The organism is Amycolatopsis tolypomycina, from assembly GCF_900105945.1.
GTDB lineage: Bacteria > Actinomycetota > Actinomycetes > Mycobacteriales > Pseudonocardiaceae > Amycolatopsis > Amycolatopsis tolypomycina.
In genome coordinates this window covers 913,108-937,628 of record NZ_FNSO01000004.1, presented here as the reverse complement: position 1 = coordinate 937,628, position 24,521 = coordinate 913,108, and the positions used below count along the sequence as shown (strand labels likewise).

At 73.1% G+C, this 24,521-nt stretch carries 24 protein-coding genes and 1 pseudogene; 14 read left to right on the top strand and 11 right to left on the bottom strand.

Features of this window, described 5'->3' with window-relative positions; all coding sequences use genetic code 11:
- Window positions 1-13 precede the first annotated feature (13 nt).
- The 4 genes from BLW76_RS15095 to BLW76_RS48520 are packed head-to-tail and all read right to left on the bottom strand — an operon-like array spanning window position 14 to window position 3,542.
- A complete protein-coding gene (locus tag BLW76_RS15095) occupies window positions 14-847 on the bottom strand; it encodes an alpha/beta fold hydrolase (protein ID WP_091319412.1) in 834 nt (277 codons plus the stop codon).
- Between the two features lie 14 nt (window positions 848-861).
- Window positions 862-1,593: a VOC family protein gene (locus tag BLW76_RS15090; RefSeq protein ID WP_091307510.1), complete on the bottom strand. Its 732-nt coding sequence runs from the start codon at window positions 1,591-1,593 to the stop codon at window positions 862-864.
- Window positions 1,594-1,651: 58 nt separating this feature from the next.
- A complete protein-coding gene (locus tag BLW76_RS15085) occupies window positions 1,652-2,419 on the bottom strand; it encodes a maleylpyruvate isomerase N-terminal domain-containing protein (RefSeq protein ID WP_091307509.1) in 768 nt (255 codons plus the stop codon).
- Window positions 2,409-3,542, bottom strand: a complete 1,134-nt coding sequence (locus tag BLW76_RS48520; protein ID WP_167384610.1) for an SAV_6107 family HEPN domain-containing protein — start codon at window positions 3,540-3,542, stop codon at window positions 2,409-2,411. The genes BLW76_RS15085 and BLW76_RS48520 overlap by 11 nt, the downstream gene beginning before the upstream one ends.
- 223 nt (window positions 3,543-3,765) lie before the next feature.
- On the opposite strand from BLW76_RS48520, the gene BLW76_RS15075 reads away from it, so the two are divergent.
- Entirely contained in the window at window positions 3,766-4,278 is a 513-nt protein-coding gene (locus tag BLW76_RS15075; RefSeq protein ID WP_091307507.1) for a YbaK/EbsC family protein, read from the top strand.
- Window positions 4,275-4,847, top strand: a complete 573-nt coding sequence (locus tag BLW76_RS15070; protein WP_091307506.1) for a GNAT family N-acetyltransferase — start codon at window positions 4,275-4,277, stop codon at window positions 4,845-4,847. The genes BLW76_RS15075 and BLW76_RS15070 overlap by 4 nt, the downstream gene beginning before the upstream one ends.
- An 18-nt stretch (window positions 4,848-4,865) precedes the next feature.
- On the opposite strand, the gene BLW76_RS15065 is transcribed toward BLW76_RS15070, so the two are convergent.
- Window positions 4,866-5,723 (bottom strand): DMT family transporter, encoded by an 858-nt coding sequence (locus BLW76_RS15065; protein ID WP_091307504.1) that lies wholly within the window; start codon window positions 5,721-5,723, stop codon window positions 4,866-4,868.
- A gap of 1,006 nt (window positions 5,724-6,729) precedes the next feature.
- On the opposite strand from BLW76_RS15065, the gene BLW76_RS15060 reads away from it, so the two are divergent.
- Window positions 6,730-7,005, top strand: a complete 276-nt coding sequence (locus BLW76_RS15060; RefSeq protein WP_091307501.1) for a hypothetical protein — start codon at window positions 6,730-6,732, stop codon at window positions 7,003-7,005.
- 42 nt (window positions 7,006-7,047) lie between these two features.
- Here the strand turns inward: BLW76_RS15060 and BLW76_RS15055 are convergent, their stop codons facing one another.
- Both BLW76_RS15055 and BLW76_RS15050 read right to left on the bottom strand, forming a co-directional pair.
- Window positions 7,048-8,730 (bottom strand): DUF885 domain-containing protein, encoded by a 1,683-nt coding sequence (locus BLW76_RS15055; protein ID WP_208613299.1) that lies wholly within the window; start codon window positions 8,728-8,730, stop codon window positions 7,048-7,050.
- A 42-nt stretch (window positions 8,731-8,772) separates the two neighbouring features.
- Entirely contained in the window at window positions 8,773-9,657 is an 885-nt protein-coding gene (locus tag BLW76_RS15050) for a methylenetetrahydrofolate reductase (protein ID WP_091307495.1), read from the bottom strand.
- Window positions 9,658-9,706: 49 nt separating this feature from the next.
- Between BLW76_RS15050 and merB the strand changes: the two genes are divergently transcribed.
- The 5 genes from merB (at window position 9,707) to BLW76_RS15025 (ending at window position 14,722) form a co-directional block, all read left to right on the top strand.
- The gene (gene merB / locus BLW76_RS15045; protein WP_091307493.1) at window positions 9,707-10,396 is read left to right on the top strand and encodes an organomercurial lyase; all 690 of its coding nucleotides are present in this window, start codon (window positions 9,707-9,709) and stop codon (window positions 10,394-10,396) included.
- Between the two features lie 61 nt (window positions 10,397-10,457).
- Window positions 10,458-11,549, top strand: coding sequence for a polyprenyl synthetase family protein (locus BLW76_RS15040; RefSeq protein ID WP_091307490.1), 1,092 nt, complete (start codon window positions 10,458-10,460; stop codon window positions 11,547-11,549).
- Window position 11,550: 1 nt separating this feature from the next.
- Window positions 11,551-13,023 (top strand): phytoene desaturase family protein, encoded by a 1,473-nt coding sequence (gene crtI, locus BLW76_RS15035; protein WP_091307487.1) that lies wholly within the window; start codon window positions 11,551-11,553, stop codon window positions 13,021-13,023.
- Complete coding sequence (locus BLW76_RS15030; RefSeq protein ID WP_091307484.1) at window positions 13,020-13,946, top strand: phytoene/squalene synthase family protein; 927 nt, start codon at window positions 13,020-13,022, stop codon at window positions 13,944-13,946. The genes crtI and BLW76_RS15030 overlap by 4 nt, the downstream gene beginning before the upstream one ends.
- Entirely contained in the window at window positions 13,943-14,722 is a 780-nt protein-coding gene (locus BLW76_RS15025) for an LLM class F420-dependent oxidoreductase (protein WP_091307482.1), read from the top strand. The genes BLW76_RS15030 and BLW76_RS15025 overlap by 4 nt, the downstream gene beginning before the upstream one ends.
- 45 nt (window positions 14,723-14,767) lie before the next feature.
- Here the strand turns inward: BLW76_RS15025 and BLW76_RS15020 are convergent, their stop codons facing one another.
- Window positions 14,768-15,385, bottom strand: coding sequence for an MmpS family transport accessory protein (locus BLW76_RS15020; RefSeq protein WP_091307479.1), 618 nt, complete (start codon window positions 15,383-15,385; stop codon window positions 14,768-14,770).
- A gap of 118 nt (window positions 15,386-15,503) precedes the next feature.
- Entirely contained in the window at window positions 15,504-16,034 is a 531-nt protein-coding gene (locus tag BLW76_RS15015; protein WP_091307476.1) for a CGNR zinc finger domain-containing protein, read from the bottom strand.
- Between BLW76_RS15015 and BLW76_RS50670 the strand changes: the two are divergent.
- Window positions 16,033-16,866 (top strand): annotated as a pseudogene (locus BLW76_RS50670) (MFS transporter); the annotation flags it as partial. The gene BLW76_RS15015 and the pseudogene BLW76_RS50670 sit on opposite strands and share 2 nt — an antisense overlap.
- A 270-nt stretch (window positions 16,867-17,136) precedes the next feature.
- Here the strand turns inward: BLW76_RS50670 and BLW76_RS48515 are convergent.
- Complete coding sequence (locus BLW76_RS48515; protein WP_158104519.1) at window positions 17,137-17,505, bottom strand: Rv2175c family DNA-binding protein; 369 nt, start codon at window positions 17,503-17,505, stop codon at window positions 17,137-17,139.
- Window positions 17,506-17,608: 103 nt separating this feature from the next.
- Here BLW76_RS48515 and pknB point away from each other — a divergent pair, with 103 nt between their 5' ends.
- The 5 genes from pknB (at window position 17,609) to BLW76_RS14985 (ending at window position 23,709) form a co-directional block, all read left to right on the top strand.
- Entirely contained in the window at window positions 17,609-19,630 is a 2,022-nt protein-coding gene (pknB, locus tag BLW76_RS15005) for a Stk1 family PASTA domain-containing Ser/Thr kinase (RefSeq protein ID WP_091307473.1), read from the top strand.
- Window positions 19,627-19,836, top strand: coding sequence for a hypothetical protein (locus tag BLW76_RS15000; protein ID WP_091307471.1), 210 nt, complete (start codon window positions 19,627-19,629; stop codon window positions 19,834-19,836). Before pknB ends, BLW76_RS15000 begins: the two co-directional genes overlap by 4 nt.
- A gap of 52 nt (window positions 19,837-19,888) precedes the next feature.
- Window positions 19,889-21,385: an SPFH domain-containing protein gene (locus BLW76_RS14995; protein WP_091307468.1), complete on the top strand. Its 1,497-nt coding sequence runs from the start codon at window positions 19,889-19,891 to the stop codon at window positions 21,383-21,385.
- Between the two features lie 137 nt (window positions 21,386-21,522).
- Window positions 21,523-22,227, top strand: a complete 705-nt coding sequence (locus BLW76_RS14990) for a hypothetical protein (RefSeq protein WP_091307465.1) — start codon at window positions 21,523-21,525, stop codon at window positions 22,225-22,227.
- A gap of 186 nt (window positions 22,228-22,413) precedes the next feature.
- The gene (locus BLW76_RS14985) at window positions 22,414-23,709 is read left to right on the top strand and encodes a wax ester/triacylglycerol synthase family O-acyltransferase (RefSeq protein WP_091307461.1); all 1,296 of its coding nucleotides are present in this window, start codon (window positions 22,414-22,416) and stop codon (window positions 23,707-23,709) included.
- Between the two features lie 192 nt (window positions 23,710-23,901).
- Here the strand turns inward: BLW76_RS14985 and BLW76_RS14980 are convergent, their stop codons facing one another.
- Entirely contained in the window at window positions 23,902-24,501 is a 600-nt protein-coding gene (locus BLW76_RS14980; protein ID WP_091307459.1) for a C-type lectin-like domain-containing protein, read from the bottom strand.
- Window positions 24,502-24,521 lie beyond the last annotated feature (20 nt).

The window sequence follows — 24,521 nt, the reverse complement described above, 5'->3', positions numbered from 1 at the left end:
TGTTTCGCTCAGGTCAGCGTTCGTCGCGCCCCGGCAACGCCGCCGAAACACTCAGCCAGGACCGCAGCTCGGTCGCCAGCGCGACCGGGGCGTCCAGCTGCACGAGGTGCCCCGCGCCGGCGACCGGGGCGAACGTCGCGCCGCGGATGCCTGCCGCGAGCCGCTCGCCGGTGGCCTGCGGGATCCACGTGTCCTCGGCACCCCACAGGACGCGCACCGGCAGGTCGATCCGGTCGAGCCGCGCTTCGTTCTCGGCCAGGTACCGCTCGTCGTAGGCGGCGATCTGGCGGTAGAACGCCGGCTGCCCCTCCGGGCCGAGCCACGGCGCCACGAGCTCGGCCAGGTCGGCTTCGCGCAGCTGCCGGAAGCTCGCGTTGCCGATGTAGGCGCGGACCAGCGCCTCGTGGATGTAGGGCGGCACCGCGGCGAGCACGTCGGGGTGCTCCTTGACCAGCCGGAAGAACGGCGAGCCCGCCGGCGGGATGGCCACGACGTCGGCCATCAGCAGCGACGCGTACGGCACGCCGTGGACCAGGTGGGCGCGCAGCGAGACGGCGCCGCCGTAGTCGTGGGCGACGACGTGCGGCCGGTCGAGCTCCCAGTGCACGAGCAGTGCCCGGAACGCCTCGGCCTGGACGCCGAAATCGACCGGGTGCTCCGGGTTCTTCGACGACCGGCCGTAGCCGGGCATGTCCCAGAGGTACACGGTGAATTCGCTGCTCAGCGCTTCGGCGAAGGGCCGCCAGAGCCACGACGACCACGGCGTGCCGTGGCAGAACACCACCGCGGGGCCCGATCCGGCGCGTTCCCAGGCGATCCGGCGCCCCTGCCAGTCGAAGGTCTCCATGATCACACGCTAGGTCAGCGTGGGGTCAGCACGCAGAACTCGTTGCCCTCCGGGTCGGTCAGCACACGCCACGGCAGGGCGGGCCCGACCGGGTCGGCCGGCGCCGCACCGGCCGCGACGACCTCCTTCACCGCCGCAGCCAGGTCTTCGCCCGCCGGGGGCGCGACGTCGAGGTGCACGCGGTTCTTGACCCGCTTGACGTCGTCGTTGCGCAGGAACTCCAGCCACGGCCCCCGGCCGGACGGCGCGCGCAGGCCCACCAGGACGTCGCCTTCGCGCGCCTGGACCGGACGGCCGGTGAGCCGCGCCCAGAAGCCGGCCAGGAGCTCCGGGTCGTGCGCGTCGACCAGGATCGACGCCACCGCGCCGGTGTCCGCGTACCGCTCGCGGGGCTCGAGGACACAGAACTCGTTGCCCTCCGGATCGGCCAGCACGACCCACGGCACGTCACCCTGCCCGACGTCGACCCGGCGGCCGCCCAGTTCCAGGGCGCGCGCCACCAGCTCGGCCTGGTGGGCGGGGGTGGTGCTCGCCAGGTCCAGGTGGATGCGGTTCTTGACCTCCTTGGGTTCGGGGACCGGCACGAAGACCAGGTCGAGGTCCCAGCCGTCGTCTTCCGGGGCCCGGACGTCGACCTCGCCGGGCTCCTCGACGGCGACGTGCCAGCCGAGCAGCGCGGCCCAGAAGCCCGCCAGGGCCTCCGGGCGCGCCGCGTCGATCACCAGGTTCACCAGGCGCGTGGTCATGCGCCGCAGGCTAACCGCCACCTCCGACAGTTCCGGTTCGGCTTCCCCACCGGCCGGATCATCGGGTCGCGAGCCGCAGCAGCGCCCAGAGCTGGGCCGCCTGGTCGTGCACGCCGCGCACGGTCACCGCGGTCAGGGACGCCCGGCCCCAGAGCCACAGGTAGAGCTGCGCGGGCTTGGCCGTGACGACGTCGTCCGCGGCCTCGGCCTCCTCGGCCGAACAGCGCCAGGCCTCCGTGGTGTCGGGGCCGGCCCGCGCGATCCAGCTGTGCGCGCCGGCCCGGACGCCGACCGAGCCCGCTTTCGTGCCGGTCAGGCCGAGCATCGGCAGCTTCTGCCCGAACCAGAGGGTGAGCACCTCGTCGATGCCGTCGATGGCGACGTCGTCGGGCACGCCGCGCGGGTCGGCGCCCGCCGCCTGCTCGACGTCCACCCGGTGGACGACGGTTTCGTGCAGCATCCGCCGCCGCCAGAACCCGTACGTCCGGTCCGCGGGCCACCAGGTGTCGGCGCGTTCTTCCGGATCGTGCGCGGCCAGCTCGTCGAGCAGGTCGGACAGGCCCGCCACCAGGAAGCCCTGCAGGCTCTGGCCGGGTTCGGGGTCGCGCGGCCAGTCGTCGGGGCTCCGGCCGTCGGCCAGCCGGCGGCGGACCATCCGGTAGAGGCTGCCGACGTGCCGGGCGACCTCGGCGATCGTCCAGCCGGGGCAGGCGGGCACCGGCGCTTCGGCCGGGGCGGCGTGCACCGCCTCGGCCAGCAGCCTGCCTTCGATTCCCAACGCCGTGAGCAGCCGCCCCTGGTCGACCGGGCCGTGCTCACGCGACATGGGCTTCCCCGGTGATCGGCAGGCCGTGCACCAGACGGCGGACGAGTTCCAGGAACGGCGTGGCGGCCCCGACCAGCCCGGCCGCGGACTCGGCGGTGACCTTCCCGGTGATCCCGGCCTGCGCGGCGGCGCGCGTGGCCGAGTTGCTGGCGAAGAAGGCGGACCATTCGCGCAGCTCGGGGGCGACGGAGTCGAGCAGATCCCAGGTGCTGGCCGGGCGCGCCCGCCCCCGGTGCGGCCGCCCCCGCGCGGCCAGCACGGCGGCGGCCCCCCGAAGGGCGGCGAGGTAGGCCCCGATGAAGCGTTCGGCGGGCCGGCTTTCCTGCACGGCCTCGGCAAGCCCCCGCCGGGCCTGCGCAAGCAACCCGGCAGCGGCGGGCGACGCGGGCGGCCGCAGCGACATGGGCAGCGCCGACTGATCGGACTCGGCGGCGGTGGGTGGCCGCAGGGACAGGGGCAGCTCGGGCGATCCGGAGCCGGCACCCGGGGCGACCGGCACGCGGGGCTCCACCTCGGCAGCGACCGGCTCGGCTTGCGCCGCATCCCCGACAGCGGGCAGCTCGGACCGACCGGCGTCGGCGGCAGGTGGGGCAGACGCCGCCGCCGAAGCCACCGGCACGCCGGACCCCACCTCTGCCGCAACCGGCTCGGCTTGCACCGCACCCCCCACAGCGGGCAGCTCGCGCCGACCGGCATCAGCGGCAGCCGGAACCGCCCCCGACCGCGGCTGTTCCGCAACCTCCCGAACCGGCAGCTCGGCCTGGCCGGCGTCGGCCGCCGTCGACCACGGCTCGGCAGGCGTCCCCGGCTGTCCCGGCGACGGCAGCTCCAGCTGCCCCGGCTCCCCACCGGAGGCGGCTGAACGAAGCGGGAGGGCGGCACTCGCCGGCCGGAGCTGCTCCGGTACCGAAAGCGGCTGCGCCGGGGCCGAAGACGGGCGGGTGGCCGCCGCGGGGCACAGGGGGATCGGCAGCTGTGGCTGCCGCGGGTCCGGTGCCGGGGCCGCGAGGCACTGGCGGGTGCGTCCGCGGGGTGCCGCGGGCGGCTGGGCCGGCTGCGGGCGCAACGACATGGGCAGCTCCGGCTGCCCGGGATCCGTGGGGGACACGACCTTGACGGACATGGCGACCCTCCTCCTGCGCGGGGTGAGCCCGATCAAGGGCCCGGTGCCGAGACGCTTCCCCCGTCCCGGTACCGGGCACCCGACCGGTGCGCGCTCACCAGATGTCGAACGCTTGTTCGAACGTTTTCCAGAGTAACCCCCGACCCGGTACGCGCTCAACCCCAGGGGGCAATCCCCGGACGTGGTGCGGGACACCAGGTCGGCGGCGTGATCTCATAGGTTCATGAGTTCGCTGGAGCACCCCGCCGTCGCCAAGGTGGCGGCCGCGCTGGCCGAAGCCGGGCAGCACGCCGCCGCCGAGGGCATCCGTGTCCTGCCCGCCGAGGTCCGGACCGCCGCCGCCGCGGCCGAGGCACTCGGCGTGCCCGTCGGGGCCATCGCCAACAGCCTCATCTTCCGCCTGGGGTCCGACAAAAAAGCGCTCCTCGCCCTCACCTCGGGCGCCCACCGCGCCGATCCGGGCACCCTCGAGCGGCTGGCCGGGGACACCATCCACAAGGCCGACGCCGACTTCGTGCGGGCGCACACCGGGCAGCCGATCGGCGGCGTCGCCCCGGTCGGGCACCCCGAACCGCTGGCGACCCTCGTCGACACCGCGCTGCGCGGACACACCGTCGTCTGGGCCGCCGCCGGGCACCCGAAGGCCGTCTTCCCCACCACCTTCGCCGAGCTGGTCGCCTTGACCGGGGGCACCCCGGGCGCCCTCGGCGGCCCGGAGGAAGATGGACAGCCGTGACCGCGATGCCCGCCGGCTGCTCCCGCTACGTCCAGCTCTCCGCGGACGAGTTCCGCGCCCGCCTGCCCGAAGCGCTCGACATCTACGTCCGGGCGATGCGCTACCCCGCGGGCACCGCCGAGCAGCGCGCGCCGATGTGGCTCACCCACGCGCTGCGCGAGGGCTGGCGCTGCATGGCCGCCCTCGACGCCGACGACGTCCTGCTCGGCGTGGCCTACGGCTACCGCGGGCGGGCCGGGCAGTGGTGGCACGAGCAGGTGCGCCACGGCCTGAGCCGCCGGTCCGGGACCGCCGAGGCCGACCGCTGGCTGGCCGACTACTTCGAGCTGACCGAGATCCACGTCCGGCCGGAGAACCAGGGCCACCAGATCGGCGAGGACCTGCTGCGCAGCCTGCTCGAAGGCGTCCCGAGCGCGAACGTGCTGCTGTCGACGCCCGAGGGCACCAGCCGCGCGTGGAAGCTCTACCGCCGCACCGGCTTCGTCGACGTCCTGCGCGACTACCACTTCGCCGGCGACCCGCGGCCGTTCGCGATCCTGGGGCGGGCGCTGCCCCTCGACCCGCGCTGAGCCGAGGGGCAGCGGTCCTCACCGCGGTTCCGGCCGCCAGTAGCCGACGGCCAGCGCCGCGACCAGCACGGCGGCGCCGCACCACGCCGCGGCGCCCAGCCGCTCGCCGAGCAGCGCGGCGGAGAGCACCGCGGCCGTCAGCGGTTCCAGGACCGCCGACAGCGCGCCGAGCACCGGGTGCGCGTCGGCCAGGCCGCGCAGGTACGCGGCGTACGCGAGTGCCGTCGGGACGGCGCCGAGGTAGCAGACCAGCGCGAGGACGTCGGTGTGCAGCGGGATCGCCATGCCGGACCAGCTCGCCACCGGGAGCAGCAGCAGCCCGCCGGTGAGGCAGCCGAACGCCGTCGTCGACAGCGGCTCCAGGCCCTCGACGGGCTTCGCGGTGACCAGGGTCAGGGTCGCGAAGCCGGCCGCCGCGAGCAGCGCGAAGCCGAGGCCGCCGAACGAGAACGCTTCGCCCGGTGACCACTGGAGCAGCACCAGGCCGGCGAGGGTGCCGGTCACCGAGACCAGCGTCCAGCGCCGGATTTTCCGCACCGACACGAGGGTGACGATGACGGGGGCGGCGCCGATCGTGGTCATGGTGGCGACGCTGACCGAGCTGAGCGCGACGGCGGCGAAGTAGCTCGCCTGGAAGATCGCGAAGAGGCCGCCGACGGCGAGGATGCGCTTCGCCGCTTCGGCCGTGCGCGGGAAGCCTTTCAGGAAGGCGATCGCGACGGCACCGCCGACGAGCAGCCGGTAGTCGGCGACGGCGAGCGGGTGGAGGCCGGCTCGCCGGGCGAGCAGCGAGCCGGCGAGGCCACCGGTGCCCCAGAGGACACCGGCGAGGACGAGCGCGGCCGAAGAACGGGCGCGCGTGGGCAGAGACACCAAAGGGAACGCTCCTGCGTCGAAGGAAAAGGGAGTTCGACGACGCGGGGTGAGTGCGCACCACGAATCAGCCGCGGGCCTTCGAGGCCACACGGCGACGGACCACCCCGCTCAGGCGCGGGGCGGCGGGGTGACGAAGAGGATCCGGTGCACGCACGGAACCTATCGGGGAGACGCGCGGCGGGGCCACCGGTTTTCCACACCTCCCGACGCTAGGATGCGACTATGCCAGCGCCCGGTGTCGGTTCCCTTGAACTCAGGGTCGGCGAGTACCGCATGACCGGTCTGGGCCGAACCAGTCGCTTACAGCGTCCGCTGGCACTCGATTTTTCGTCCTCTTTTCTGACGCTACCTTCCCCAACGGGAGCGGGAAAAAGCGTCGCCGCCATGGCGGTGATCATGGACGGTTTCTCCCGGTGGTCCCCGGTCGAAGACGCTCTCACAGCGTTTCTGCACGAGTATGCAATCGGCAGTAACGAAAGGTCATGCGACTGTCCGGCGTGCGCTGAGTTCACCCCGCGCACCGATTGCGCGGATTCGCCGGACCGTTTCGGTCAACGCCTGAGTGTAGCGGACTGGTCGGCAGCCCCGCTCTCCTCGCCCGCAGCCCACGTCGTAGCGCTGATGGATCTCGCGGCGTTGGGAATCGCGGCGGTCCTGGACGAATGGACCGTCGACGTCTCCGAACGGAGTCACCGGTCCGGTGGTGACATCGTCGTACACGAATCTTCGTTCCACCTGGTCTCTCCTTGGATCCTCCTGCTCCGGCGGGTCCTCATCCTTGCGTGGCGGGCGGGCGCGGGACCCGCGTCACGAATCGGACTGGCCCGGGTAAAGCGTCGTTCGCAGGAACTTCACCGAAGGGGTGACGTGCGAAAGCGCCCTCGTTGCGCCGGCCGGGCACCTCGGGGGCCCAGTCCGTCGCGGATGTCCACCTCGATGGTCATCCGCGGCGGAGCAATGCCCTGACACGGCCTTGGCTCCCCGCCCAATCGGCAGGGAGCCGACCATGGATTTCACGAAGATCGCCGTCGCAGCATTCGAATCCGGCGCCATCGGCCACGCGGTGTGGCTGACAGTCGCCGCCTTCTTCTACCGGGTTGTCCGGCAGGCACTGGAGCCTGCCGTGATCCGGGAGTTCAGCCGGCGACGCGTCGTGAAGCAGATCCAGAAGTCCGCAGGGAGCAAGTTCACCCCGGCACAGTTGGAAGCGCTCCGCACACTGCTTGAGAACAAGGACGACCAGGACCGTGTTGAAAACAAGAGGCCACCAGGAGAGCCCTGACCGGGCTGGTCCGCACATGGACCAGCCCGATCACTCAGGTACTCAGTCCAGGTGGGACAGCTGTTCCCGCAGCGTGTCCAGTCCCATACCGCCCATCTTCAGGGCCTCCGTGTGGAACCTCTTGATGTCCCACGACGCGCCGGCGCGGGTGCGGGCCTCCGCGCGGGCCGCCAGCCAGAGGCGCTCGCCGATCTTGTACGCCGGGGCCTGGCCCGGCCAGCCCAGGTAGCGGTCGATCTCGTCGCGGATGTGGGCCTGGTCGGTGATCGTGCGGGTGAGCATGAACTCCAGCCCGAGCTCCGGGGTCCAGCGCGAGCCCTCGTGGAAGCCCGTTCCGGCCGGGATCTCCAGTTCCAGGTGCATGCCCAGGTCCACCACCACGCGGGCGGCGCGGAACAGCTGCTCCGACAGCATGCCCAGGAGGTCGCCGTCGTCGGACAGGTAGCCCAGTTCCTCCATCAGGCGCTCCGCGTACAGGGCCCAGCCCTCCGCGTGGCCCGAGGTGAACGCCAGCAGCCGCTGGTACTTGTTCAGCCCGACCGACTGGTCCACCGCCGTCGCGATCTGGAGGTGGTGGCCCGGTGCGCCCTCGTGGTAGACCGTGCTCGTCTCGCGCCAGGTGCTGAACTCCTCGCGGCCCGCCGGCAGCGACCACCACATACGGCCCGGGCGCGAGAAGTCCTCGCTGGGGCCCGTGTAGTACGCGCCGACGCCGCCTCCGGGCGGGGCGATCTTGCACTCCAGGGCCATCACCCGGTCGGAGATGTCGAAGTGCTTGCCGCGCAACGATTCCAGCGCGTCGTCGGACAGGCGCTGCATCCACGCCTCGAACTCCGCGCGCCCCTGGATGCGGTACCGCGGGTCCGCGTCGAGGACCGCCGCCGCCTCGGCGGGCGAGGCGCCCGGCTTGATGCGGTTCGCCACCGCGCGCAGCTCGGCCTCGATCCGGGCGAACTCCGCCCAGCCCCACTCGTAGGCCTCCCGCAGGTCGAGCGCGGCGCCGACGAAGTACCGCGACCACAGGCGGTAGACGTCCTCGCCGACGGCGTCCTTGACCGGGGCCTTCGGTGCCAGCTCGGCACGCAGGAACCCGGCGAACTCCGCGAACGCCTCCTCCGCGGCCCGCGCACCGCGCTCGAGGTCGGCCCGCAAGGACGGCGAAGAGGCGCCGGCGATGAGCCCGGTGAAGAAGCCCTTCTCCTCCTTCAGGCCCGCCCACGTCTCGCACTGCTCCGCGACCTTCGCGACCTGCCGCAGCGCCGAGACGCGCCCGGCGTCGGCCGCCGAAAGCAGGCCGCTGCGGAGGTTCGCGAGCGCGCGCGGGACCTCGCCGATCCGGGCCGAGACGACCGACCAGTCCTGCTCGGTCTCCAGCGGCATCAGGTCGAACGCCATCCGCAGGTCCTGGACGGGGCTCGCGATGACGTTGAGGCCGGCCACGTCCAGACCGGCCTCGTGGATCTCCAGCCCCAGGCCGACACGCTCGGCGAACACGGCCTTCGCCGCCCGCTCGGCGGCGTCCCGCGGCTCGGCGGCGGTGACGGCGGCGTGCGCGCGCGAGGCCAGGCCGGCGCGCTCGGCGAAGCCGTCCGCCGAGTAGTCGGTCAGCCGGTGGTCGTGGCCGGTGACGCCGTGGACGGTCGCCGCGACCGGGTCCGCGGCCACGTAGTCGTCGACGTAGCGGTCACAGATCTCGTGCACGCCTTCGGAAGCAGTAGAAGCCATGCGCCGCACGCTACCGGGCCGTGCGTACTCGGTGGTACGTACTTAAGCACGGGCCGGGACGAGGCCCAGCCGGGCGATCACCTCACGCGTCGCCTTCGAGCGGTTGAACGTGTAGAAGTGCAGGTTCGGCACGCCCTCGGCGAGCAGCTTCTCGCACAGCTCGGTGGTCACGTCGATGCCCGCCGCGCGGAACGCCTTGGGGTCGTCGGCCAGCGGCTCGAGCCGGTCGAGGACCTTGCGGGGGGCCGGTGCGCCGGACAGCTTGATCGTCGTCTGCAGGGTCCGCATGGTCGTCAGCGGCATGACGCCCGGCAGCACGGGGACGTCGCAGCCGGTCGCGGCGACCCGGTCGCGCAGCCGCAGGAAGTCCTCGGGGTCGTGGAACAGCTGCGCGATCGCGAAGTCGGCACCCGCCCGCAGCTTGCGGACCAGGTACTTCGTGTCCGACTCCAGGTCGGACGAGCGCGGGTGGCCGTAGGTGTAGGCCGAGACGCCGACGCAGAAGTCGCCCAGCTCACGGACCAGCTGCACCAGCTCTTCGGCGTAGGTGAGGCCCTCGGGGTGCGGGATCCACTCGCCGTAGACGTCGCCCGGCGGGTCGCCGCGCAGCGCGAGGATGTTGCGGACGCCGACCGAGGCGTACCAGCCGATCACGTTCCGCAGCTCGGCGACGGAGTGGTTCACCGCGGTCAGGTGCGCCATCGGCACCAGCGTCGTCTCGGTCGCGACGCGGGCGATGCTGCGGACCGTGCCGTCGCGGCTGGAGCCGCCGGCCCCGTAGGTGATCGACATGTAGGCCGGGTCGTACGGCTCGAGCTCCCGGATCGCCTTCCAGAGGACGGCCTCGTCCGCCGTGTCCCGGGGCGGGAAGAACTCGATGGAGAACTTCGGCCCGTCTCCGCGCAACCGCTCGATCACCGACGTCATACCTCGAATGTTAAGGGGCCCCGCTCTAGACTCGATACAGGAGTGAACGATGCGGGACGACGACGCGAGCTGGGACGAGGACGTGCGCCTCGCGGTCTACCGCGCCTTCGCCCGCCACGGCCGCGCGCCGACCGCGCCCGAGCTGGCCGACGCCGCGGGCGGGTCGCTGGCCGTCGCGAAACAGGCCCTGCACCGGCTCGCCGACGCCCACCACCTGGTGCTCGACGAGTGCGAGCACGTCGTCCTGGCCCACCCCTTCGCCGCGAAATCGCTCGGCTTCTCCGTGATGGGCGCGCACACGCTGTGGTGGGGCGGCTGCGCGTGGGATTCGTTCGCCATCCCGCACCTGGTCGACGCCGAGCCGGAGGTGCTCGTCGCGACCCGCTGCCCCGGCTGCGGGCAGCCGCACGCACTGGTGGTGAACCGGAGCGTGCCGCCCGAGGGCACCCAGGTGGCGCACTTCCTGGTGCCCGCCGCGCGGATGTGGGACGACGTGCTGCACACCTGCGGCAACCAGCGCCTCTTCTGCTGCGAGTCCTGTGTGGACGCCTGGCTGGCGGAAACCGGGCAGGCCAAGGGTTCCGTGCTCGACCTGGTCACGCTCTGGCGGCTCGCCCGCGGCTGGTACGCGGGCCGGCTGGAGCGCGGCTACCGGCGGCGTGAGCCGCACGACGCGGTCGCCTACTTCGCCGAAGCCGGCCTCACCGGTCCGTTCTGGGCTCCCGCGGCGGGAGTCTGATTCACCACATCCGAGAGCCCCGCCGGGCCGCGCGCCCGCGTGTTCGGCGAGTATTACGGGCATGAACGCGCTCGCCGCCGACCGTGACCTGCCCACCCACGTCGAGCGCGCGCTGACCGGGTTCCTCGATCGGGCGGGCACCGCGATCCTGGAAACCGAACCGACCGTGGCCGCCGGGATCGACGCGCTGCGCGGGTTCGTGCTCGGCGGGGGCAAGCGTTTGCGGCCCACGTTCGCCTGGTGGGGCTGGCGCGGCGCGGGCGGCGACCCGGCGGGCCCGGACGCCGAGGGCGTGCTGCAGGCGGTGTCCAGCCTGGAGCTGATCCAGGCCTGCGCGCTGATCCACGACGACCTCATCGACTCCTCCGACTCCCGCCGCGGCAACCCGACGGTGCACATCGCGAGCGCGAAGCTGCACGCCGACCGCGGCTGGCTCGGCTCCCCCGCGACGTTCGGCCTGGCCACCGCGGTGCTGGTCGGCGACCTGGCGCTGGCCTGGGCCGACGACATGTTCGCCGACGCCCCGCTGCCCGCCGCGACGCTGGCCGCGGCCCGCCCGGCCTGGCGCGCGATGCGCACCGAGGTGCTCGCCGGGCAGTACCTCGACGTCCGCACGCAGGCCACCGGGGACGCCTCCGTCGAGGCCGCGCTCAAGATCGACCGGCTCAAGACCGCCGCCTACACCGTGCAGCGGCCGCTGCACCTGGGCGCCGCGCTCGGTGGGGCGTCCGACGAGCTGATCGCCACGCTGCTGGAGTTCGGCGGCGAGGTCGGCGTGGCCTTCCAGCTGCGGGACGACCTGCTCGGCGTGTTCGGCGACCCGTCGGTCACCGGCAAGCCCGCCGGCGACGACCTGCGCGAGGGCAAGCGCACCCTGCTCGTCGCGCTCGGCCTGCAGCTGGCCGCCGAGAAGGGCGAGCAGGCGGCGGCCACCGTGATCGCGGACGCGATCGGCGACGCCGACCTGTCCGACGAGGGCGTCGAGACCGTCCGGATGGCGTTGCAGCAGGTCGGCGCGGTCGACGCGGTCGAGCGCCGGATCGACGAGCTGACGACGGCGGCGATGGCCGCGCTCGACCGCGCGCACCTGGCCGAGCCGGCGCCCGAGGCGCTGACCGGGCTGGTCGTCAAGGCCACCCAGCGGACGTACTGACGTGCGGACGATCGACGCACCGGCCGGCCACGTCGTCGTCATCGGCGCCGGGCTGGCCGGGCTTTCGGCCACCCTGCACCTGCTCGGCGCGGGACGGCGGGTCACCCTCCTCGACCAGGCGGACGTCCCGGGCGGCCGGGCCGGGCAGCAGAGCTTCGACGGCAACGCCGTGGACACCGGCGCGAGCGTGCTCACCATGCCGGAGCTGCTCGAGGAGGCGTTCGCCGCGGTCGGCGAGCCCCTGGCCAAGAACCTGCGCCTGACCAGGCTCGACCCGGCGTACCGGGCGCGGTTCGCCGACGGCAGTGCCCTCTCCCTGCACACCGACGGCGACGCGATGGAGGCCGAGATCCGCGCCTTCGCCGGCGCCCGCGAGGCGGCGGGGTACCGGGCGCTGCGGCGCTGGCTGACCGAGCTGTACGCCGTGCAGAAGGACCGCTTCCTGGCGGCGAACTTCGACTCGCCGTTCGACCTCGCCCGTCCTGAGCTGGCGAAACTCGCCGCGCTGGGCGGCTTCGGGCGGCTCGGCCCGCGCGTCGGCCGCTACCTGCTCGACGAGCGCGTCCGGCGGCTGTTCACCTTCCAGGCGCTGTACGCCGGTCTCGACCCGGCGCGCGCGATCGGCGCGTACGGCGTCATCGCCTACATGGACACCGTCGGCGGCGTCTACTACCCCGAAGGCGGGATGGGCGAGATCGGCCGCGCGATGACCGGGGCCGCCGCGCGGGCGGGCGCCGACGTGCGGTTCGGCACCGAAGCGGCGTGGCTGGAACGGGTGAATTCGCGGGTGCGCGCGGTCCGGACGCGCTCGGGCGAGCGGATCGCCTGCGACGCCGTCGTGCTGGCCACCGAGCTGAGCACCGCCTACCGGCTGCTCGGCGCGCGGCCTCGGCGCCCGCTGCCGCTGCGCTACTCGCCGTCGGCGGTCGTCCTGCACGGGCGTACTTCGAAGCCGTGGGACCTCGGCCACCACACGATCTTCTTCGGCGGCGCCTGGGAGCGGACGTTCGCCGAGATCATCCGCGAGGGCAGGCTCATGAGCGACCCGTCGCTGCTGGTCACCCGGCCGACGGCGACCGACCCGGGGCTGGCCGGGCGCGGCGGCGAGATCGTCTCGGTGCTCGCGCCCGCGCCGAACCTGCGGCGCGGCCCGATCGACTGGGACCGCCTCCGCGGGCCGTACCGCGAAGAGCTGCTTCGCACGCTGGAGGCCCGCGGGCTGACCGGCTTCGGCGACGAGTTCGGCGTCGACGAGATGATCACCCCGGCCGACTGGGCGGCGCGCGGGCTCGCGGCCGGAACGCCGTTCTCGCTGGCGCACACGTTCACCCAGACGGGCCCGTTCCGGCCGGCGAACCTGGTCCGCGCGGCGGGCAACGTCGTGCTGGCCGGCTGCGGCACCACCCCCGGCGTCGGCATCCCGCCGGTGCTCATCTCCGGGCGACTGGCGGCGGAACGGATCACCGGCCGGTGAACGAACTCGACGCGGCGGGCATTCTCGCGCCGGACCTGCGGGCCGCGTACACCGAGTGCCGCCGCATCAACGCCCACTACGGCCGCACGTTCTTCCTCGCGACGCGGCTGCTGCCGGCCCGCGCCCGGCCCGCCGCGCACACGCTGTACGGGTTCGCGCGGATGGCGGACGAACTCGTCGACAACCCGGCGCCGGGCAGCGATCCCGGCGTTTCGCTCGATCGGGTCGGCGAGATGGTCGACGTCGTCTTCGAGGGCGGGAACCCGGCCGAACCGGTGCTCGCGGCCCTGGCCGACACGGTGCGGCGCTACGGCCTCACGCGGGACTTGTTCGACAGTTTCCTGAAGTCGATGCGGATGGACCTGGCGCCGGTCGAGTACCGGACGTTCGCCGAGCTGGGCGAGTACATGTACGGCTCGGCCGCGGTGATCGGGCTGCAGATGCTGCCGGTGTTCGGCACGGTCGGGCCGCTGGCCGACGCTGCGCCGGGGGCCATCGCGCTCGGCGAGGCGTTCCAGCTGACGAACTTCCTGCGCGACGTCGGCGAGGACCTGGACCGCGGGCGGCTCTACCTGCCCACTGCTGAGCTGGCCGCGTTCGGCGTCACCCGCGAGCTGCTCGAGGCGCGGCGGCCCGACCCGCGGATCCGGGCGGCGCTGGCGTACTTCGTCGCGCGGACGCGGGCGGTGTACCGGCGGGCCGAGGCGGGCGTGGCGTTGCTGCGCCCGGAATCGCGAGCGTGCGTGCGGACGGCGTTGACGTTGTACGAGGGCATCCTCGACGAGATCGTCGCGCTGGACCACGACATCCTGACCCGGCGGGCGGTGGTGCCGAAGGCGCGGAGGCTGGTGGTGGCACTACCACCCTTGGCCGCCGTCTGGGCGCGCGAGACGTTCCGCGGCGGTCGTAGGCTGCGATCATGACCGAACGACGCATCCGGATCGGCCTGCAGCTCCAGCCGCAGCACGCCGACTACGACAGCATCCGGCGCACCGCGTCGGCCGCCGAAGACCTCGGGGCCGACATCGTCTTCAACTGGGACCACTTCTACCCGCTGTACGGCGACCCCGACGGCCTGCACTTCGAGTGCTGGACGATGCTCGGTGCCTGGGCGGAGTCGACGTCCCGGGTGGAGATCGGCGCGCTCGTCACGTGCAACAGCTACCGCAACCCCGAACTGCTGGCCGACATGGCCCGCACCGTCGACCACATCTCCGGCGGGCGGCTCATCCTCGGCATCGGCTCCGGCTGGTTCGAGAAGGACTACGAGGAGTACGGCTACGAGTTCGGCACCGCGGGCGGCCGCCTCGACGACCTCGCCGAGTCCCTCCCCCGGATCGAATCGCGCCTGGCGAAGCTGAACCCGGCGCCGACCCGCAAGATCCCCGTCCTGATCGGCGGTGGCGGCGAGAAGAAGACGCTCAAGCTGGTCGCCAGGCACGGCGACATCTGGCACGGCTTCGGCGACCCGGAGGTCGTCGGGCGCAAGGTCAAGATCCTCGACCAGCACTGCGCGGACGTCGGCCGCGACCCGAGCGAGATCGAGCGGTCCTGCGGCGTGCAGGGCGAGCCGGACGAGCTGGGCCCGAAGCTCCTGGAGCTGGGCGTCACGACGTTCACCGTCGGCGTCGGCGGCCCGGACTACGACCTCGACGCGCTGAAGTCCTGGATCGCCTGGCGCGACAAGACCCAGGGCTGAACTCACCGCGGTGGTGGTCGAGACCCGTCCGGGTCTCGACCACCTTCAGCCGCAGGTGACGACGGCATACTGACCGGAACTGCTGTTCTCGGCCACGACGCTGCCGTTGCCGCGGGTGATCCGGCAGGTGATCGTGCCCCCGCCGGCGTTTTGGGCGTTCAGCCCGATGCTCACGGCGTCCCCGGCGGTGTCGATGGTCTTCGACCACTTCCGGCCGCGGACATCGCTTTCCTGCGAGATGTTGAAGTCCGGCTTCGAGTACGTGACTGTCGAGATCCCGGAGCCGGTCGTCGTGACGCTGTAGGTAATTTGGTTCGCCTTGCGTTCGGCCTCTTCGTCGGCCTTGCGTTGCGCCTCGGCGGCTGCGGAAGAACTGGCGGCCGCTTCAAAGAACCGGCGCGCGGACTCCGATGCACAGCTTTCTTCCGCTTCCCGGGCAGCCTCGGCGGCAGACCTCTCGGCAGCCGCGACCACCGGATCCGTCGTGCGGACGGGCTCGGTCGCCACCACCGAGGTGGCGTCGGCCGTCAACGCCGGTTTCGGCTCGGTGGCGACGGAGATCGCGCCGACAAGGACAGCCGCGGCCGCCGCGGCGGTGAACCACGGCCACTTGAAACACTTCTTCCGGCCGAGTACCGGCGGCTGGATGGCGGGGACGGACATGCGCGCTCGATTCCTGGTCTGCGAAACGTTCCTCCGCGAGGTCGCGCTCCTCCGGGGCGTCGTTACCCAGTGCAACCAGAAACAGGCCGAAAGACCCTGCTCCCTGAGCCCATCGACCTTATTGCGTGACACCTCGGGCAGCTCGGTGCGCGGCGACGCGTTCGCGCGTCGCGCACCGGGGCGAGCAGTACCGCCGCGGGCTGCCGCCACCCGTGTGGGCGAACGGCTTCCCGCACGAGGGTGACGCGCACAACGCGCCCGGCACGTCCTGCCGTTCGGCCAGCCGCGACGCCAGCCCCAGCGCCGACGACGTCACCAGCCACGCGCCCCACGGCCCGTCGTCCGCCGCGTCGACGTGCAGGTGCCAGCCGTAGCCGTCTTCGTGGTCGGTCAGCCGCGGCGGACGCGCGTACGCGGCGAAAAGCCGGTTCAGCACCGAAGCCACCGAAGCGACGTCGGGCGCCGCGAAGACCTCGCGGAGCTCCAGAGCCGCCGCCCGTAGTTCTGCGACGTCCTCCTCGGACAGCGACGGCTCCGGTTCGCCGTGCTCGCGCAGCACCCGCGCGACGGCGACCGCGTCGGGGTCCCCCAGCAGAACGTTCAGCAGGTCCACCGCGCGCTGCACGGAATCACGGTGCGGAAAAGCCATGCCGCATTGTAACGTCTTGTCGATGATAAGACGTTACCTGGTCGGTGCCGCCCTCGCCCGGACCGGCGACGAACTGTCCGCGCCCGCGCTCCTGCTGCTCGGGATGACCACGGGCCCGCACGCCGGCGCCGCCTTGCTCGCCGGGCTGACCGCGGCCGCCGCGGTGGGCGGGCCGGTGTTCGGCGCCCTGCTGGACCGCAGCGCCACCCCGGGACGGCTGCTCGCCGTCGCCCTCGGCGGCTACGCGGGCGGGATCGCGCTGGTCAGCGCAATTTTCGGGCACCTGCCGCTCGAAGCCGTCGTCGCCGTGGCGGTGGTGACCGGACTGCTCAACCCCGCCATCGCCGGCGGCTGGACCGCTCAGCTGCCCGCGGTCACCGGGCCCGAGCTGCTGCCGCGGGCGAGCCGCTTCGACGCCATGACGTTCACCGCCGCCGCGCTCGCCGGGCCCGGGCTCGCCGGGCTGCTCGGCGGTCCGGCCGGGCTCGTCGTCGCGGTCGGCATGGTCGCCGCGGCGATTCCGGTGGCGTGGTTCCTGCCGAAGCGGACACCGACGAAGACGCGTCTCAAGGACGGCTTCCGGGTGCTGGTCCGCAACGTGCCGCTGCGGCAGGCGACCGTCGCCTCGACGGTCTCCTGCGCCGGCATCGGCATGGTCACCGTGTGTTACCCGCTGCTGGGCGCGGCGCACCTGCGCGGCCCGGCGGACGGCGCGCTGCTGCTGGCCGTCCTCGCGGTGGCGTCCCTGCTGGCCAACGCCGTCTTCGCGAAGTGGCCGCTGCCGTGGGCGCCCGACCGGATCATCCGGCTGAGCACGCTGCTCCTGGCCGCGAGCTGCCTCCTGGCCGCCGGTGGGCACGCGGTCGTCGCGGCCGTGCTGGCCGGGATCGCCGAAGGTCCGCAGCTCACGGCGTTGTTCGCGATCCGCCACCGCGAGGCACCCGAGCACGTCCGGGCGCAGGTGTTCACGACGGCGGCGAGCGTGAAGATCACCGGGCTGGCCGCGGGCGCGGCACTGGCCGGCCCGCTGGCCGCGTGGTCACTCCCCGCGTGCCTGCTGGCCGCGGCGGGCGTTCAGCTGATCGCGACCTGTTTCAGCAGGTCAGAACGCCATCGCTTGGGCGCGCCGCTTGACCTCGGTGCCGTGGCTGGTCCGCAGGGCGTTGATCGGCGTGCTGCCGGGCAGGGTGTCGTCGGTGGTGAACAGCCACCGCAGCATTTCGGTGCGGCTGAACCCGGAGTCGGCGAGCACGGTGATCGTGCCGGTCAGACCCTTGACGACGCCGTCCTTGACGAAGAAGTCGCTGGGCACGCACAGTTCACCGCCGCGCTTCAGCGCGATCAGCTGCCCGTCGCGCAGCATCTGCCGGACCTTGTTGGTCGAGGTCCCGAGGACGGTCGCCACCTCCGTCAACGGGAGGACCGCGATGGCGGTGTCGAGGATGTCTTCGGCGACAGGAATCCCACTCACAGGTGACACTGTGCCACATTTCGTCCCCTCACCCGCTAGTGCGCACGGGTGACCCGCGAGGTCTCCTCCACGAGGCGTGTGCGATTCCGTACGATCCATACTCGTGACACGCACCCAACCCAGCCTGGTCGGCACGCTCTTGGAGCGGCGCTACCGGGTGGACCGGCTGCTCGCCCACGGCGGAATGTCTTCCGTCTATCGGGGGACGGACACCCGGCTGGACCGTCCGGTCGCGATCAAGATCATGGACCCGCGCTTCGCCGACGACCGGTCGTTCGTGGACCGGTTCGTGCGCGAGGCGCAGTCGGCGGCGCAGCTGCACCACCCGCACGTCGTGGCGGTGCACGACCAGGGGTTCGACCTGCCGCCGGGCGCGGAGACCGGGCTGGCCTTCCTGGTGATGGAGCTGGTCGACGGCGGGACGCTGCGCGACCTGCTGGACGACGAGGGCCCGCTGGACGTGGCGGTGGCGCTGAGCGTCGCCGAGCCCGTGCTGTCGGCGCTGGCCGCCGCGCACGCCTCCGGGCTGGTGCACCGGGACGTGAAGCCGGAGAACGTGCTGATCGGCCGGGTCGGGCAGCACACCGGCGGGGCGGTGAAGGTCGCGGACTTCGGCCTGGTGCGGGCCGTGGCGAGCGCGGGCACGACCTCCTCGAGCGTCATCCTCGGCACGGTCGCCTACCTCGCCCCCGAGCAGGTCGAGACCGGCGCGGCGTCGTCGCGCGGCGACGTCTACTCGGCCGGCATCCTGCTGTACGAAATGCTGACCGGCCAGGTCCCCTACACCGGGGACACCGCCATTTCGGTGGCCTACCGGCACGTGAACGACGACGTGCCGCCGCCGAGCCTGCTGCGCCCCGACCTGCCGCCGGCGCTCGACGACCTGGTCGTCCGGGCGACGCGGCGCGACCCGCGGCTGCGCCCGGCCGACGCCGGGGAGTTCCTCACCGAGCTGACCGCGGTGCGCGCGCAGCTGGGACTGCTGCCGGTGACCGTGCCGATCCCGGTGTCCCACGGCCAGGGCGACCTCGCCGACACCGAGCGCACGCTGCCGCGCATCCCGCAGGTGCCGGACACCGAGCGGACGATGCCGGTGCACCGCCCGAACGCGACGCGGGCGCTGAGCCACGCCGCCGGGCCGCCGACCACGCACGTGCCGCCCGTGGCGCCGCCCCCGCCGCGGCGGCGCAGCCGGCCGGAACCGGAGCAGCCGCCGCCGGACAACCGCAAGCGGATCCTGGTGATCGCGGCCGCGGTGCTGCTGCTCGGCGGGCTGATCGGGGCGTTCGCGTTCATCCTCACCGACACCGGCGGCGACAAGACCGCACGGGTGCCCAAGCTCGTCGGGCTCAACCAGGCCGCGGCCGGCGACGCGCTGCGGGCGGTGAAGCTGAACCCGACCTTCAGCCAGGAATACGACAACACGGCCCCGTCGAACACGGTGCTGCGCGCCGACCCGGCGGAGGGCACGCCGCTGTCGCCGAACGCGACGGTGTCGGTGGTGCTGTCGAAGGGCCGCCCGGTGGTGCCGGACATCCGCCCCGGCACCGCGCTGCCCGACGCCGAGCAGGCGATCAAGGCGTCCCAGCTGACGCCGGTCCGCGGCGCCGACGACTTCGACGCCGAGGTCCCGCAGGGCGCGGTCATCCGCACGACGCCGTCGGCGGGCAGCCAGCTCACCATCGGCGGCCAGGTCACCATCATCGTGTCGAAGGGCCCGATCCCGCTGCCGCCGGTTCCCGACGTCACCGGCCGGCCCAAGGACGAGGCGTTCCAGCTGCTGCAGCAGGCCGGGTTCGAGCCGTTCCAGGCGGGCGAGGAGTTCAAGCAGGACGTCCCGGCCGGCGCGGTCACCCGGACCGACCCGCCGGGTGGCTCGCAGGCGAAGGCCAAGCGGATCGGCGTGTTCGTCAACAACGCCGTCCAGGTGCCGGACGTCCGGTTCCGCTCGTTCGAGGACGCGCAGAAGCTCCTGGAGCAGGCGGGCCTGAAGGCCGACCGCGACGGCGGCCGCGGCCGCGGCAACGGCGGCGGCGGGTTCGACTTCGTGTTCCAGCAGGACCCGGAGCCGGGCACGTTCGTGGCGAAGAACTCCAAGGTCAAGCTGAAGGGCTTCGGGGGATGATCGGCAGCCGGGGCCGGGTGACGGGCACGATCGGCCCCGGCCTCATCGGCGAGGTGCTGCTGAACGTCCGGGGCGGCACGGAGGCGTTCTACGCGTACCCGGCGGACCCGGCGGAGACGTTCACTTCGGGCACGCAGGTGCTGGTCGTGGACTTCGAGCCGCCGCGGACGGTTTACGTCGAGCGGTGGCAACCCCTGACCCGCTGACGGCGTGGAAGAGGCACAACCCACAACCGAAAAGAAACAAGGGGTCGGTGCCATGAGCCTCGTGGAAATCCTGCTGGTTTCCGCCGGTGGAGTCATCGCCGTGCTGATCGTCGTGTTCGGGATCCTGCGGCTGCTCTACAAGGTGGCCGAACCGAACGAGGCGCTGATCATCTCCGGGCTGGGCGTGCGCGTCGACCGCGCCGAGACCGCGGACAGCCTGGGCTTCAAGATCATCACCGGCCGCGGGGTGAACGTCATCCCCGGGTTCCAGACCGCCCGGCGGCTCTCACTGGACACCCGCGGCGTCAACCTGCAGGTCTCCTGCGTCACCAAGCAGGGGCTGCCGGTCACCGTGCGCGCCGTCGTCATCTACAAGGTCGGCGACGACTACGCCTCGATCGCCAATGCCGCCCGCCGGTTCCTCGACCAGCAGAAGGGCATGAACGACACGATCCACGAGCTGTTCAGCGGCCACCTGCGCTCGATCGTGGGCGGCCTGACCCTCGAGGACATGATCCACAACCGCGACGCGCTGACCGGCGAGGTCCGGCAGTCGTCGGCGAACGAGATGATCAAGCTCGGGCTGATCGTCGACTCCCTGCAGATCCAGGAGATCGACGACGAGACCGGCTACATCCTGAACCTCGGCAAGCCGCACGCCGCCGCGGTCGCCGCGTCGGCGCGCATCGCCGAGGCGCAGCGCGACCAGGAGGCCGCCGAGGCCGAGCAGATCGCCGCCGCGAAGAAGGCGGCCGCGGTCCGCGAGAGCCAGATCCACCAGGCCGGCTACCAGGCCGAGGTGGACGAAGCGCGGGCCAAGGCCAGCCAGGCCGGGCCGCTGGCCGAAGCGTCGGCGCGCCAGGAGGTCGTCGTCCAGGAGACGCGGGCCGCCGAGCTGGAGGCCGCACTCGCCGAGCAGCGGCTGCAGTCGCAGGTCCGCAAGCCGGCCGACGCGAAGGCGTACGACACGCGGACGGCGGCCGACGCGGCCCGGGACGCCTCGATCGCCAAGGCACAGGCCGAGGCGCGGGAGACCGAGCTGCGGGCCGCCGCGGACGCCACCCGCGTCAAGACGGCCGCCGAGGCCGAGGCCCAGGCCACCAAGGCCCGCGCCGAGGCGATGGCGGGCGCCACCCGGGCGACCGGTGAGGCCGAAGCCGCCGCGGCCAAGGCCCGCGGCCTCGCGGACGCGGAAGCGGCGAAGGCGCGTGGCCTCGCCGAGGCCGAGGCGGCCCGCGCGAAGGGTCTCGCCGAGGCGGACGCGATCAAGGCGCGCGCGGCGGCGCTGGCGGAGAACCAGGAGGCCGTCGTCGCGCAGCAGCTGGCCGAGCGCTGGCCGGAGATCGTCGAGGCGGGCGCGAGCGCGTTCGGCAACGTCGACCACATGGTCGTGCTCAACGGCGCCGACGGCATGTCCGACATGTTCGCCAAGGCGCTGTCGCTCGGCGGGACCGGCCTCGGCCTGGCCCGGCAGCTGATGGACGCCATGGGCAAGCCGGCCGAGCCGGAGGCCGCCCGGAAGAACGGCGAGCTCAAGCTGAGCGACTGACGGGTCACGCTGCGTACGGCCCGGTGTGTCCCGGATCACGGGAAGCACGGGCCGTACGCCCGATCGGGGGCGGAAATTCCCGGGCGGTTGTCCTACCGTGGGCGCATGGTGCCGGACAGCGTGTCGCGGGCCGCCCGATGAGCAGCTTCTTCACCGGCGGTCCGCGCGAGCGTCCCCTGTTCCCCGTCCCGGAGCAGGAGCTCTACGCGTTCAACGGACGGCACTGGACCGATCCCCCGCGCGAGCACATCGTCCCGGCCGTGCTGCCGTGGGCGCAGCCGCTGGGCCGGTCCGAGCGCACGGTGGTGGCGCTGCGGGTCATCGAGGTGTGGCCGCAGGCGGTGACCCTGCGCGTCACGGTGTACTCCCGGGACAGCCTGGTCGACGACCCCGCCGAGGGCCTGATCGACCACCGGCGCAAACCCGACTACAACGGGCTGCTCATCGGCGTGCTCTACGCCGACGGCAGCCGGGCGAGCTCCGAGACGATCTCGGTGCCGTCCGCGTCCGAACCGGACGCCCCGGTGCTGCGGGCCACGCCGGTCGGCGGCACGCGGTTCGCCGTCGAGCACGAGGTGTTCCTGTGGCCGCTCCCCTCGGCCGGCCCGCTGAAGCTCGTCGTGCAGTGGACGGACCGGGAGATCCCGGAGACCCGCACGACGCTCGACGGCGGGGCGATCCGCGCCGCGGCGAAGGACGCCGCGGAGATCTGGCCGGGGCTCGGCAAGCGGCAGGTGAACGGCCTGCCGGTGCGCCGCGTCGGCAAGCAGGTCGCGCTCACCCCCGATTGGGGGGCCGCGGTCGGCCAGGCGGAAGAACCCCGGCCTGCTCCAGGGGAATGAATCCCTTTCTCGATCTGTGAGCCCGGGCACCGCGGCCCGGGGTATCTCGAATGGATGAACGGGGTGGCGAGTTAGCGTCGTGGAAACACTTCGACCACCCGGCCGTCATGTCGGGCTGGTGCAGTGGGTTCCTTCCCTTCCGACGCACGTGGCCGTGCGCCCCCCGCGAACCCGGAAAGGTCGCCCATGGCAGGCTCGCCGCTCAGCGCACTCGACGTCGCTTTCCTTTGCCTGGAAAGCGACACCACCCCGATGCACATGGGAGCGGTGGTCACCTTCACCGCCCGCGGCCCGGTCGACCCGGCCGCGTTGACGGCGTTGCTCGCGGAGCGGGCCGCCCGGCTGCCGAAACTGCGCCAGCGGGCACGCGCGGAGCTGTTCCCGCCCGGCTCGGCCAGCTGGAGCGACGACCCGGGATTTGTTGCGGCCGACCACATTCACCACGTCGTGTTGAGCTCCCTGTACGAGCCCGACCCCCTCTCCGCGTACGCGTCCCGCTGGATCGCCGAGCCGCTCGACACGACCCGGCCGCTGTGGCACCTGACGCTCGTCACCGGGCTCCCGGACGGGAAGTTCGCGCTGCTGCTGAAACTGCACCACGCGCTGACCGACGGCGCCGGCGCGTACGCGGTCGCGGCCGGGCTGCTCGACGGCGTGAAGCTGCCGGAGCGGATCCCCGCGCCGATCCCCGCGCCGCGGTCCACTTTGGACACGGTGCGGGACGCGCTGGGCACGGTGTGGGGCCAGGCCGGGATCGCGTCGTCGCTCGTGCGGGCCGCGCGCCCGCCGCTGTCGCCGGTGTCGGCCCCGCCGTCGGCCGAGCGGCGCCTCGGGTTCGTGCGGCTGCCGCTCACCGAGCTGCGCCGGGTGCGCCGCGCCCACGGCGGGACGACCAACGACGTCGTGCTGGCGGTGCTGGCGGGGGCGCTGCGCGAATGGCTGGTCAACCGCGGGCAGCGCGCCGACGGCCGCACGCTGCGGGCCCTGATCCCGGTGAGCGTGCGCGGCCGGGCCGGGGAGCAGCTCGGCGGCAACAAGCTTTCGGGCTACCTGTGTGACCTGCCGGTCGGCGAGGACGACCCGGTCGAGCGGCTGCGGGTGGTCCGCCGGGCGATGACACGCAACAAGGCGGCGGGCCCCAGCCGCGGCGCGGGCGCGTTGCCGCTGCTGGCCGACCGCGTCCCGCCGCTGCTGCACCGCCTGGGCACCCGCACGGCGGGCCAGGCCGCGCCGATGCTGTTCGACCTGGTGATCACCACGGTCCCCCTGCCCCCGGCCCGCCTGTCCCTCGACGGCGCCCGCCTGGCCGAGGTCTACCCGTTCGTGCCGCTGGCCCCGCGCCACGCGGTGGGCATCGCGGTCGCGACGTACCGGGATTCGGTCCACATCGGACTGCAGGCCAACGGCGCGGCGGTGCCGGACGTCGGTTCCCTGCGGGACGCGGTGCTGAAGTCGGCGGCCCGGCTGCTCGACGCCTCCTGACCCCCGGCGGCCACGCTCAACCTCGCGCAGCCCGCCCATGCGCCCCAATGTGGCGTTCGGTGCATCCAACGCACCCAATGTGGCGTTCGGTGCATCCATTGCACCCAATGTGGCGTTCGGTGCATCCAACGCACCCAATGTGGCGTTCGGTGCATCCAACGCACCCAACGCCACATTGGGGCGCTTGGGGCGCTAACCGCGCTCGGCCTCGGCCGCCCTGATCAGGGCCTGGGCGGCCCAGCGCATCACCTCCGTGGCCTCCGCCGGCTCCAGGTGGCACGCGTCGCGGGTGACGATCAGCGCCTCGACGCCGTACACGAGCATCAGGGCCATCGTCAGCCGGCGGTGGACCTCGGGCGGGAGCACGCCCTCCAGCGGCTCCAGGACCTGGCGCGTCATCCGGATGCGGGTTTCGCCGCGCACCGGGGACTCGGCCGAGCTGCCACCCTGCTCGAACCAGCGGTCGAGGTTGGCGCGGACCAGGCCGCGCCACGACGGCTCGTCGCCGAACTGCAGGCCGGCGATGTAGCGGATCATCGCGTCCATCCGCTCCGCCGGGTCGTCGCCCGCCTCCGCCAGCAGGCCGCCGACGTGCAGGTTCTGGCCCGAGCGCTCGGCCAGCCCTGCCCACAGCGACTGCGGGTTCGGGAAGTAGCGGTACGCCGTCGCCGTGGACACCATCGCGGCCTCGGCGACCGCCGCCACCGTCAGCGGGTGCCCGTCCTTGACCATGCCGGCCGCCGCCTCGAGCAGCGCGACGCGGGTGCGCTGTTTCTGGTTGTCGCGGCTCATCGTGGGAAATTCTCCTTGAC